The sequence below is a fragment of the Staphylococcus sp. HMSC36A10 genome (assembly GCF_001838845.1).
In the GTDB taxonomy this organism is placed as follows: domain Bacteria; phylum Bacillota; class Bacilli; order Staphylococcales; family Staphylococcaceae; genus Staphylococcus; species Staphylococcus aureus.
The window spans coordinates 164,184-176,949 of sequence record NZ_KV839117.1; the positions used below are offsets into that span (position 1 = coordinate 164,184).

Annotated in this window: 12 protein-coding genes; 4 read left to right on the top strand and 8 right to left on the bottom strand. The window is 31.5% G+C overall.

What is annotated here, in order from left to right; translation table 11 throughout:
* The first annotated feature begins 136 nt into the window (after positions 1-136).
* Positions 137-1,222, top strand: coding sequence for a lipoteichoic acid biosynthesis protein CozEa (gene cozEa / locus HMPREF3247_RS08520; RefSeq protein WP_000933105.1), 1,086 nt, complete (start codon positions 137-139; stop codon positions 1,220-1,222).
* Between the two features lie 194 nt (positions 1,223-1,416).
* Here cozEa and fabI read toward each other — a convergent pair whose 3' ends face one another.
* From fabI to HMPREF3247_RS08555, 7 genes are all read right to left on the bottom strand, one after another.
* The gene (fabI, locus tag HMPREF3247_RS08525; RefSeq protein WP_000933195.1) at positions 1,417-2,187 is read right to left on the bottom strand and encodes an enoyl-ACP reductase FabI; all 771 of its coding nucleotides are present in this window, start codon (positions 2,185-2,187) and stop codon (positions 1,417-1,419) included.
* Positions 2,188-2,464: 277 nt separating this feature from the next.
* On the bottom strand, positions 2,465-4,309 hold the full coding sequence (locus tag HMPREF3247_RS08530) for a monovalent cation:proton antiporter family protein (protein ID WP_000395153.1): 1,845 nt from the start codon (positions 4,307-4,309) through the stop codon (positions 2,465-2,467).
* A gap of 9 nt (positions 4,310-4,318) precedes the next feature.
* Positions 4,319-5,704 (bottom strand): magnesium transporter, encoded by a 1,386-nt coding sequence (gene mgtE, locus HMPREF3247_RS08535; RefSeq protein ID WP_000062417.1) that lies wholly within the window; start codon positions 5,702-5,704, stop codon positions 4,319-4,321.
* Between the two features lie 20 nt (positions 5,705-5,724).
* Positions 5,725-6,579: an RluA family pseudouridine synthase gene (locus HMPREF3247_RS08540; RefSeq protein ID WP_000669941.1), complete on the bottom strand. Its 855-nt coding sequence runs from the start codon at positions 6,577-6,579 to the stop codon at positions 5,725-5,727.
* Entirely contained in the window at positions 6,576-7,385 is an 810-nt protein-coding gene (locus tag HMPREF3247_RS08545) for an NAD kinase (RefSeq protein ID WP_001270834.1), read from the bottom strand. Before HMPREF3247_RS08545 ends, HMPREF3247_RS08540 begins: the two co-directional genes overlap by 4 nt.
* A gap of 16 nt (positions 7,386-7,401) precedes the next feature.
* Positions 7,402-8,037 carry a GTP diphosphokinase gene (locus HMPREF3247_RS08550; protein WP_001077683.1) on the bottom strand — a complete coding sequence of 212 codons (636 nt, stop codon included), beginning with the start codon at positions 8,035-8,037 and terminating at the stop codon, positions 7,402-7,404.
* A gap of 16 nt (positions 8,038-8,053) precedes the next feature.
* Positions 8,054-8,401, bottom strand: a complete 348-nt coding sequence (locus HMPREF3247_RS08555) for a UPF0738 family protein (protein ID WP_001242102.1) — start codon at positions 8,399-8,401, stop codon at positions 8,054-8,056.
* Between the two features lie 185 nt (positions 8,402-8,586).
* Here HMPREF3247_RS08555 and HMPREF3247_RS08560 point away from each other — a divergent pair, with 185 nt between their 5' ends.
* The 3 genes from HMPREF3247_RS08560 to yjbH all read left to right on the top strand — a co-directional run bounded on the left by HMPREF3247_RS08560 (position 8,587) and on the right by yjbH (position 10,478).
* Entirely contained in the window at positions 8,587-9,180 is a 594-nt protein-coding gene (locus HMPREF3247_RS08560; RefSeq protein ID WP_000224619.1) for a CYTH domain-containing protein, read from the top strand.
* 103 nt (positions 9,181-9,283) lie between these two features.
* Positions 9,284-9,649: a truncated hemoglobin YjbI gene (locus HMPREF3247_RS08565; protein ID WP_000214070.1), complete on the top strand. Its 366-nt coding sequence runs from the start codon at positions 9,284-9,286 to the stop codon at positions 9,647-9,649.
* A 22-nt stretch (positions 9,650-9,671) separates the two neighbouring features.
* Positions 9,672-10,478, top strand: coding sequence for a protease adaptor protein YjbH (gene yjbH / locus HMPREF3247_RS08570; RefSeq protein ID WP_000896696.1), 807 nt, complete (start codon positions 9,672-9,674; stop codon positions 10,476-10,478).
* A 459-nt stretch (positions 10,479-10,937) separates the two neighbouring features.
* On the opposite strand, the gene pepF is transcribed toward yjbH, so the two are convergent.
* Positions 10,938-12,746, bottom strand: a complete 1,809-nt coding sequence (gene pepF, locus HMPREF3247_RS08575; protein ID WP_000082725.1) for an oligoendopeptidase F — start codon at positions 12,744-12,746, stop codon at positions 10,938-10,940.
* Between the last annotated feature and the right edge of the window lie 20 nt (positions 12,747-12,766).

Sequence of the window (12,766 nt, forward strand, 5' to 3'; positions counted from 1 at the left end):
TTGAAAGTAAATATCTTAAAATAGAAAGTGAATGGTTAATTTAAGTATATTTAAAAAATATTAACCTTTTTAAGCACTGCTATTTAGGATATACTAAATAATAACTAAGTTTAGAAAAATAGGAGGAACATCGTTTATGTTAAACAAGGTTTGGTTCCGAACTGGCATCGCTCTGATTATGCTGTTCATTCTCATCAAACTATTTATGGAAGTGCACGAAGTATTTACTCCAATAGCTACAATCATCGGTTCTGTATTTCTTCCATTTTTAATTAGTGGTTTTTTATTTTATATCTGTCTACCTTTTCAAAACTTACTTGAAAAAGTCGGTTTTCCAAGATGGGCTAGTATAACAACAATCATGTTAGCTTTGTTTGCTATTATCGGCTTAATTGTTGCGTTTGTTGCACCAATCATCATTTCAAATATCAACAATTTAATTAGTCAGACACCTGCCCTACAAAAAGAAGCAGAGCAAATTATTAAATTCGCACTAGCTCAAATGGATAAATTACCTGAAGATGTAACAAGTAGAATTACAAATATGGTTAAATCAATGGGTGATGGCGTTACTAATATTTTATCTAATTCATTACAGTACATTACATCATTAATTTCAACCATCTTCTTATTGATTATGGTTCCATTCTTCTTAATTTATATGTTAAAAGACCATGAAAAATTTATCCCAGCTGTTGCTAAATTTTTCAAAGGTGAACGTAAAGTATTTTTCGTAGATTTATTAACTGATTTAAACTTTACATTAAAATCTTACATTCAAGGTCAAGTAACTGTCAGTGTTATTTTAGGTATATTCTTATATATCGGTTATTCAATTATTGACTTACCATATATTCCTTTATTAGTACTATTTGCTGGTGTCGCAAACTTAATTCCTTTCTTAGGTTCATGGTTATCATTTGCACCTGCAGCAATACTCGGTATTATAGATAGTCCTACTACATTTATATGGGTTTGTATCATTACATTAATTGCACATCAACTTGAAGGTAATATCATTACACCAAATGTAATGGGTAAATCTTTAAGTATCCATCCTTTAACAATTATCGTTGTTATTTTAGCAGCAGGAGATTTAGGTGGCTTTACATTAGTTCTGATTGCAGTGCCATTATATGCTGTACTTAAAACGGTTGTTAGTAATATTTTCAAATACCGCCAACGCATTATTGATAAAGCAAACAGTAATGTTAAGGACTAATTCTGTGGATGTCTTTTAAGAATATAAGATACTATCGCATCAAAAGTTGAAACTACAGCTTTTGAGGCGATTTTTTTGTGCATAAAAAATCAGTCAAATGAAATATCAAATAATTTTCCATCAGTCCGATTATTATAAAAGCAAAAAAGCTTTGCTCACATATATAATAACGTGAACAAAGCTGTTGAATGATATTATTTAATTGCGTGGAATCCGCTATCTACATGAATATTTTCACCTGTAACGCCACTTGATAAATCACTTAATAAGTAAGCCGCAGTTTTACCTACTTCTACTTGATCAACATTACGTTTTAAAGGTGCACGCTCTTCGATTTCTTTAAGAATTGTATTGAAACCACCCACACCTTTTGCACTTAATGTACGGATTGGACCAGCTGAAATTGCATTAACGCGAATATTATCTGGACCTAAGTCTAATGCTAAATATTTAACATTTGCTTCTAAGCTCGCTTTAGCAACACCCATCACATTATAGTTTTGAACTGCGAATTCGCCACCTAAATATGTTGTTGCAACAATGCTACCACCTTCTGGCATTAATTTTTTAGCTTCATGAGCAACGATAGTTAGTGAGTAAGAACTAATGTCTTGAGCTAACAAGAAACCTTCACGTGAAGTTTCAGAAAAGCGTCCGCGTAAGTCTTCCATATTAGCAAATGCGATTGAATGATATACACCATCAATATTGCCAACATCTTTACCAATTTGCTCAAAACCATTAATAACCTCTTCATCGCTTTGAACATCAATTTGATATAAGTGCGCTTCTGGTTGATTTAATTGTTCTAATAATTTTTCAAGCTCTTTACGGCTACGTTCTTTACGGTAAGTAAATACTAATTTAGCACCTAATTGATCTAAAACTTTAGCGACACCAAAAGCAATACTACGCTTATTAGCGATTCCCATAATGACATATGTTTTGTTTTCAAGATTTAACATGTAAGATAACTCCTTATAATAATTAATTTAACGAATAGAATATCTAATCCCAGTTTTAACTAACTTTTTATTCGTCAATACATTTTAACACTATTATGACTTTTTAATAAAGTTATTTAAACGTATTACAACGATAAATGTTTGATTTAGTCCTTTCTGTATCAAACTTGATTTACGTAAAAAGCATTTATTTATCAAAATCATATACATACTAGCATTTTAAAATCATTAATTTTACGTCGTACTAAAATACGTCTGCATTTTAATATCATTATTGTTAAAAATAAAATTCTAACTCTTGCTTCAATTCATCAACGTATTCTTTAGCACCGGTAACAATTAAGCGATCTCCATATCGCAATTGTGTATCTCCATGCGGAACAATCGACTCATTATTACGGATAATACGCACGAAGATGATGTCTCCTCCGAATGGGAAATTACGTAATTGAATATTTTCATATTTATAATTTAACATTTGAATTTCATATAGTGACGTTTCAACATTACTTAATAAATTCAACATGTTAGGTGTTTCAATTAAACCTTTTAATAAGATTTTATTACTTAAGTAGCTACTGAAAATTTCAATACCTGAATCAACTAACTCTGTATCGTCCGTTGTGCTTTCAAGTCTGCAAATGACACGCTCAACTTGATGTGCTTTGGCTAATTTAGCAACTTTTCGGTTAATATCATCGTCATTCGTAGCACAAACAACTATGTCTCGGTCAAACAGACCTAGTCGTTCTAAAACATCTTGTTCATAATCAGCAATTTCTATCATCGTGATATCATCTGACAATTGACGACGATCACTCAAGTCTTTGCGATAATATAATGTCACGTCATATAACTGAGATGTTAAATTTTGCGCTATAGGAATCGTTAATTGATTTTTACCAATTAAACTAACTTCAATTTTACGGTTAAACTCATCTGGAACTGGAAACAGTTTTTTGAAAATAATCGGAACGAATACACATGTAATGACTGCGCTTAAAATTAATATACCTGACGTTTCAGCTGAAATAGCATTTAATCTTTCTGAAATTTTGGCTGCAGCTATCACGAGCGATAATGTTGATGTTAATAAAAATGCTGATGCAATCGTTGTTTTCATATCAAACCAACGTCGAATAAACATGACTGGAATTAATTTTGAAATGATAAATGCAACGATTAAAATCGGTATGATAATTAGTAATTTCGGTTCTTTAATTAATGAAGGTATGTTTAAATCTACACCAACCATTATAAAGAAAATAGGAATAAAGAACCCATAACCAAATGAGTCTAACTTTTCAACCATTTCTTCATCTGGATTTAATAATGAAACAACGACACCTGCTAAGAATGCACCTAATATATTTTCTGCGCCAACTCCCTCTGCTAGGGCTACTAATAATATTATTAATGCAAATACCGCACGAATACCGATTTGCGTCGTACCATCCATCAATTTTTGTAAAAATGACATTCTTTTAAATTGAACACCTAAAATATATGAAATTGCTGTGAAAACAACTAATATACCTATTAACCATATTGTACTGCCGCCTTGACCATTGATTGCGCCATAGACCGTTAATAAAATCATAGTTACTAAGTCCGCAAGTACTGCTACTAATAGGATAAATTGCCCTATAGTTGTTCTCATAATATTCATTTCTTTTAAAGTTGGAACAACTACGCCTAAGGAAATAGTTGAAATGATAATGACCATTAATAACACATCATCCACTAATCCAAGCCATTTAAATACATACGCTAAAAGAATCGAAATAATCATAATAAATGCAAATACAGTTAACGCTAGATTAAGATGCCCTGGAATTGAGGATTCATCATCATTTTGTCCTTGACGTGCGCGTTTATCTTTTTTAAAAGCTTTAAAATCAATTTCTAAACCACTTAAAAACATTAAAAAGATAAAGCCTAACGTTGATAAAATATTTAGAATTGAATCCCTTTCTACTATATTTAGAAATGAATTTCCAATCACAATCCCCATCAAAATTTCTGCAACAACAACTGGCAAGAAATTAATATTTAATCGATTGACAATTATTGGAGTTAAAAACGCTGCTAAAACAACAATAACTAAAGATAAAAACTCCATAACTCCTCCTTAAATTAAGTAAGCCATAAATGATGTAGCTAAACCAAAATAAATCAACATACTAATAATATCATTAATTGTTGTAATAAATGGTCCACTAGCCACTGCTGGATCGATATTTAATTTATTCATCAATAATGGAATCATCGAACCTACAAACGTCCCCACCGTCATCGCACAAGTTAAACTTCCTGCAACGATTAATGCTAAAAGTGGCTGATGATATATTGCAACAATAATTGTAAATAATATTGTTGAACATACAACACCCGATAATACACCACTTCCTGCTTCTCTTAATGCAATTCTAAATTTACTTTGCTCATTAATTTCCCCTGTCGTAATGTTACGAACTGAAACGGCTAAAGATTGTGTACCTGAATTTCCTGACATACCACTAATAATAGGAATAAACGCTGCGAGTAGCGCTACATTTTCTAATGTTTTTTCGAATCTCCCTAAAATTGTCGCAGTAATCATTCCTAAAAATGTTAAAATAATCAACCATGGTAAACGTTTTAATGCTGTTTTAATGATTGAATCATTAGTCGAATCGATATCTGATACCCCGGCTAAACGAGAGTAGTCTTCACTAGCCTCTTCATCCATAACGTCTAAAATATCATCAATCGTGATGATACCAAGCAAATGTTCTTGGTAATCTATAACAGGTACAGCCATGAAATCATAGTCTCTCATAACTTGAGCAACATCTTCTTGGTCGTCTGCTACATTCACACTAATGACACGTTCATTCATAATATCTTCAATATAAGCATCATTTTCAGCTACAATTAAATCTCTTAGCGATAAAACACCTACTAATTTACCATCATCATCAACGACAAATATAACATATATTGTTTCTGCGTCTGGTGCTTGCGCTTTGACCAATAATAATGCTTCTTTAACAGGCGTATGCGCTTTAAGTGATAAATACTCCGTCGTCATAATACCGCCGGCCGTATCCTCATCATAGTGAAGTAATGCTTTGATTTCATTCGCGTCATCTTTATTCATCAATGTTAAAAGACTAGCAACTTTTGGTTTAGTCAACTCATTTAAAATATCTACTGCATTGTCGTATGACATTTCTTCTAATATGTGACTTGCGTATGTCGCATTCATCTTATCAAATAGCAACTCATATTCATCGTCATCAATATCTAATTGATCAAAGAAATTTGCAACTTCTTCAGGTGATAAATATTGAAAAATCTTTTGTCTATTTTCATCGGTAGTATCTTCAAAATACTCACTTTGTTCATATGTGTGTAATGCTAGAAATTCATCTCTAAATTGATCAATATCATCATTTTCTAAATATTGATCTAATAAAGTTTGGTCGTATAATTCCTCTTGAACACGCTCTTTTTCATCTGTGTTCATTGACATACTTACACCCCCTGTGTGAATTAGAGTTGATTGAATAATTTAAGTAATTGCTTATAATCAATTGTAATATAAATATTGTTCTTATTGATTGGATGAACAAAATATATTTGCGTACATTGCAGTACTTGACCATGAATTTTGTCATGAAAACCATCATACAAAGAATCTCCCACAATTGGATGCCCAATATGTTGAAAATGTACACGAATTTGATGTGTACGTCCCGTATGCAAATGAACTTTGCATAAACTGTATTTATCATTCTGATTTATTACTTCATAAGATGTTTTAGCGTATTTACCATCCGAGGCAACTTCTCTAGTTATAATACTATCCTTTGACCGTCTAATATTAGCTTCAATAATACCAGATGTATGGGTTTTACCATATACAAGGCAAGTATATATTTTTTTCAAGTTTACTTTAGAAAATAAATGATGGATATGTCCATATTTAGCGAATATCACAATACCAGTTGTATTACGATCTAGACGCGTAACAATATGTGGGTTAATATTTTCACCATGTTCCTGACAATGATATAGTACTTGTTCGATTAAACTTTCATGAGGATGTTCTCTCGAAGGCGTACAATTTTGATTGTTTGGTTTAGTAACTATGATGATAAAAGCATCTTCATACAATACTTCTAGCTTACGAGCATAAGGTATTAAATTAACACTCGGTATTTCTCGCGGTAAATGAATTTCTAATATATCATTTGTCATTAATTGCTTACGCACTGTGACTGGTTCATCATTAACAATTAAAGCGCCATTATTTTTAATGGCGCTCACTGTCTTCTTAGAAAAATCATGTCGTGCTAAAAAAGTTTTAACAGTTTCTTGTTGTGATATATGATACTTAAATTTCATCGTTCTTCATCACTTGATATGAAAGAATCGTGTACACGTTTCCAGAATGGGAATGGTCTAAAACGTGCAAACCTCACTTTTTCATTTGCTACACGGTATTGTATTGAATTAACATTTTTATGTTTGATACTAACATGATCTATCGTCATTCTAATGGTATCATGATTAACTGGTGATATTAAACATGTATGATGCTTTGGTAATACAAGTGGTGATCCTACCGTTCTAAACACACGATTATTTATCGAGGCAATTTCTGTAATTTGCATTGCTTCAAGTGAAGGATGTATCAGTGCGCCACCTAGCGCTTTGTTATAAGCCGTTGAACCCGAAGGTGTTGATACACATAATCCATCGCCTCTAAATCGCTCAAAGTGTTTCCCTCTTAAGTTAACATCCACAACAAGTGTTGAGCCATTTTCAGTTTTCATCGTTGCTTCATTTAATGCTAAATACCTTGTTTCATAGCCGTTGTCGTTGTATCTCATAATAATTTCAAGCAATGGATATTCAATGACCTGAAACTCTGAATTATTAATTTCGATGATTAATTTTTCAACTTCATGAGGTAACCAATCCGCATAAAATCCTAAATGACCTGTATGAACTCCAACAAATGCCACTTTTGATAACATGTGGCTATACTGATGGAATGCTTGTAGTAATGTACCGTCACCACCAACTGAAATAACAATTTCAGGATTTTCACTATCCTCAATCATGCGAAAATCTTTCATATAGTTCATCATTTTATGCTTTAAGGCATTAGACTTGGAGTCACCTTTAGTTAAAATTGTATAACGCATGATTTATAACACCTCGTTAATCATTTTCATGTTTTTTAGAACGTTTTTGCGTGTAATATTTTTGAGCTTCCTGAATTTCATCTTTAATTTCAGACATCTCTTCATCAAGTAAATACGCTGCTTCTGCCGCTCTTTCCAAACGATGTTGAATTTCATCCGGATAAGCACCATCATATTTATATCGTAAAGTATGTTCAATCGTTGCCCAGAAATTCATTGCTAATGTACGAATCTGAATCTCAGCCAATATAAATTTTTGGCCTTGTAATGTTTCAATTGGATATTCAATAATGACATGATACGAGCGGTAACCACTTTCTTTAGTGTTACGAATATAATCTCGTTCTTCAATTACTTTAAAATCTTTTCTTTGTCTTAAAATATTGACGACAACATCAATATCTTCAACAAATTGGCACATCATTCTTAAACCAGCGATATCGTACATTTCTTCTCTTAACCTATCAAATGGTATTTGTCGTTTGTTTGCCTTATCTATAATACTAGCGATTGGTTTAACACGACCAGTAACAAATTCTATTGGCGACGCTTGTTCACCAACTTCATATTGTTTGCGCATGCCTTTAAGTTTCACTTTCAACTCATCAACCGCTTGCTTATAAGGTGTTAAGAACTGATCCCATTGATTCATAGTGCTTCACCCCGCTTTATTCAATGTCGAATGTTTCTTCAACGGTTGCAACAAATTCCTTACCATAATTATTATTCCCTTTTATGTTGTCTAAAATATAAGTAAGTTCTTGGTGGAATTCAGTCAATTCTAGTTCATCATTGATAATAATTTTTTTAGTCATGTTTTCATGCAACATCGTCCATGTTTCTTGTACGAAAATGAGATAAGCATACGCTTTACCATCATCTAATGTATACGCAAAGGCATAATTATCACTATCAACGAGCATTTGTCCTACTTCAGATAATCCTTTAATAGAATCTTCTGTATAACAATAAAGTATGTCATCTTTAATTTTAATTTCATTAATATATAAACGCATGCTTAATCCTCCTCTTATTCCATAACATTTTAACACAATTCAATAATACAAAACACTTACGAACACTATTTTTAATGGTCAAATTAACATTGATAATAGATAAAGGAAATTACTTTTAAAATTCAACTTTGTCATTCATAATATAGTTAAGATAAATTGAATTTGATACGAGGTGTATACATATCATGGCAACAAATCATGAAATAGAATTTAAACAAATGATAACTGCATCAATCTATAATAAATTGCAAGAGAAATATTTTAAAGACAGTGTGCTTTTTAAGCAAGTCAATTACTATATTGATACACCCGATTTCAAATTAAAGGAACATCGCTCTGCACTACGCATAAGAGTTAAAGACAATCAATATGAAATGACTTTAAAGACACCAGCAAAGGTTGGTCTATTAGAATACAACTATATCGTCGACATTAAACCAGAGATGAACTTGATTATTTCAAACGACAATCTTCCAGATGACATTCGTCAAATTATAGTTGAACAGTTTGGTGTAAAAGATACAACTTTATCAATACTTGGTGCATTAACGACATATCGCCAAGAAACTAAATATAAAGGTGATTTACTCGTTTTAGATAAAAGTGAGTATTTCGATACTGCGGATTATGAGTTAGAGTTCGAAGTTAAAGACTATAATCAAGGTTTACAAAAGTTCCAATCTTTATTAAACGAACTAAACCTCGAACATCATCAACCTTTAAATAAAGTTCAACGTTTTTTCAAGAAAAAAGAAACACTTTCAAACAATATAAATTAAATTGGCAAATATGCATATTTCTTTCAAATGTTTAAAATCATGTTATATTAGTTATATATTAACTTAAGTTCGTAATAGTAAATTTTTGAAAATGGGTGATTAAATGACAACAACACCATATGACATCATTGGTAAAGAAGCGTTATACGATATGATTGATTATTTTTACACCCTTGTAGAAAAAGATGAACGACTTAATCACCTGTTTCCAGGAGATTTTGCAGAAACAAGTCGTAAACAAAAACAATTTTTAACACAGTTTTTGGGCGGTCCAAACATTTATACCGAAGAACACGGACATCCTATGCTAAGAAAAAGACATATGGATTTTACAATCACTGAATTTGAAAGAGATGCATGGTTAGAAAATATGCAGACAGCAATTAATCGCGCTGCGTTTCCACAAGGTGTTGGAGATTATTTATTTGAGCGCTTAAGATTAACTGCTAATCATATGGTGAATTCCTAAAATTAATTGTAGGTGAATAAACATGGCTGGAGAATTACGAATAATGGAAAATAAGAGTCGTGAAGATATTAATCTATCACCTGTAAGTAAAATCGAAATTTATTCATTTTTCGATCCATTTAGCTCCGATTGCTTCAAATTATCAGCAATCTTATCCAAATTAAGAATTGAATATAATCAATATATACGTATCAGACATATATTAAATCCTTCGTTAAAAGTATTAACGAAATGCCAAGCTCAAAGTACATCCAACTTTGATAACATCGCCCTAGCTTATAAAGCAGCTGAGTTACAAGGTCGTGTACGTGCCGAACGATTTATACATTTAATGCAAAATGAAATCATACCTAAAAGAGATATTATTACAGAATCAATGATTTGTGACTGTATTCAAAATGCAGGTATTGATTTAGAAGTATTTAAAGACGACTTACAAAAAAGTAAATTAACCGAAAGCTTGAAAATTGATTTGCATATTGCAAGAGAAATGGAAATCGAACAAGCCCCTTCTCTCGTTTTCTTTAGTGAAGATGTTCATGAAGAAGGTTTAAAAGTCGAAGGATTATACCCATATCACATCTATACTTATATAATTAATGAATTGATGGGTAAACCTATCGAAAAGAATCTTCCTCCTAAATTAGAAACTTATATACAGCAACAACAACTTGTAACGATGGAAGAATTACTTACTATTTATGAATGGCCAGAAAAACTTTTAAACAAAGAGTTAAAGAAGTTAGCCATTCAACAAAAAATTGAAAAACTTAAATATCCAGATGGCGATTTCTGGAAATCTAAAATGCCTAAAATCAAATTAAAATAAATAAATTAAAGACCTCGTACACCATAAATGTAACGAGGTCTTTTTACTGACTCTTAATTTTGCAACATTAAATTATTAGAACGTAATGTTACACATCGATCTAAATATATTAGTGATGTTTTTCGAATTTAACCAGTTCGAAAATTATACAAATTATAAATTTGGTACATAATAGACTTATATTAATCGTTAATGTATAAAAAGTGCATATTTAATACATTTTTATACAACTTCACTTCCCTCTTATTAAAAAAGAACATAAAAAAACGTCGTGTCTGAATACACGACGCTAAACAAAGGGGATGGGAGAAATTTTTCACTTCAAACAAAGGGGTATGTTTGTTATGTGATTAATTTCATGTTCATAATATAACATGCTATCTCTACCATTTCAACCTTTTAATAGTACTTAATTTAAATTGTCACAATCTGTTCATAATGTAAGCGAATACAATAGTACTAAGCTTTCATTAATTTTTCAAAAGCGTTCAATTTTTGTTCAAAAACTTCACAAGCTTGTTCAATTGGTTCAGGTGTTGTCATATCTACACCAGCATTTTTTAATATCTCAATTGGATAATTTGAGCTACCTTTTTTCAAGAATTCATTAATATATCTATCTACTGCTGGCTTACCTTCTGTTAAAATTTGATGACTTAAGCTTTGAGCTGCACTGTAACCAGTTGCGTATTGATATACATAATAATTCATATAGAAGTGTGGAATACGTGACCATTCCTTACTAATATCTTCATCAGTTTCTACAGAATCACCGAAGTATAATTTATTTAATTTGGCATATTCTTCATTCATTCTAGTTGGCGTTAATGGTTCACCTGCTTCTTCAATTGCATGAATTTTATGCTCAAATTCTGCGAACATTGTTTGTCGGAATAATGTAGCTCTGAAACGTTCTAATTCTTGGTTTAATAATAATAAGCGTTTTTCATCATCAAGATGTTTATCCATATAATCACTTAAAAGTGCTTCGTTACAAGTTGATGCAACTTCAGCGACAAAAATAGTGTAGTCACTAGAATTTGACGGTTGGAATTTTCTACTGAAGTAACTATGTGCTGAATGTCCAAATTCATGAACTAATGTGTATAAGTCTGAAATAGTATTAGACCAGTTAAGTAGAATAAATGGATTAGTTAAATGTGCACCTGATGAATAGCCACCTGAACGTTTACCTTTATTCTCATAGACATCGACCCAACGATTGTTTAAGCCTTCTTTAACTACATTTAAATATTCTTCACCCATTGGTTCTAAAGCTTTTAACATCCACTCTTTAGCTTCTTCATAAGGCATTTCAAACTTAATATCTTTAATTAATGGTGTATATAAATCATACATTTTCAAGTCATCTAAACCTAGCAATTCTTTGCGCAATTCAGTATATCTATGTAGCAATGGTAAATATTTATGTACAGTTTTTACTAGATTGTCATATACATTTTCTGGAATATGATTATTACTCAATGCTTTTTCTCTTGCAGTTTTGTAATTGTGTGTACGAGCATTAAATACATTTTTCTTCACTTCACCTGCTAGCGTAGCGCCAAGCGTATTATTATGAGCACCATATGCTTTATATACATTTCTAAAAGCACTTTCTCTTAGTTTGCGATCATCTGATTCTAAATACTTAATAAATGTACCTTGTGTTAACGGGTGTGCATTTCCATCTTTATCAATCGCATCTTCAAATACTAAATCAGCGTTGCTAAACATACCGTATACATTTGATGGCGTTGATAACGCGTCCTGCGCTTCTGTTAATAACTTTTCAGTTTCAGCATCTAAAATATGAGGACGTTTTTCATTAATCAACTTCAAATCAAAAGCGAATTTTTGTAATTTATCATATGAATTTACAAATGATTGAATTTTATCTTCATCAATTTGTAAAATCTCTGGCACTAAGAAACTCCATGCCGAGCTAAATTTAATAATTAATTGATGTGCTCTTGACTCCATACCAGTATACTTGTCGTTCGTTGTATCTTGGTCTTGTTTTAGGTGCGCGTATACATATACTTTTTCTAATTTAGTACCTAATGTATCTTCTAATTCTAACGCATTGTATAATGTCTCAGCACTATCACCAATGTGTCCTTTAAATTGTTCTTCTTTGCCTAACTCATTTTCAACTTCTTTAAATGCAGCCTCAAAAGCTTCATCATCTTTGAAAATTGTTGTTAAGTCCCATGTATATTCAGGATATTTACGTTCCTGTTCTTCTCTCGATAATTGTTGACTCATATGTAGTAAACCTCCTAATA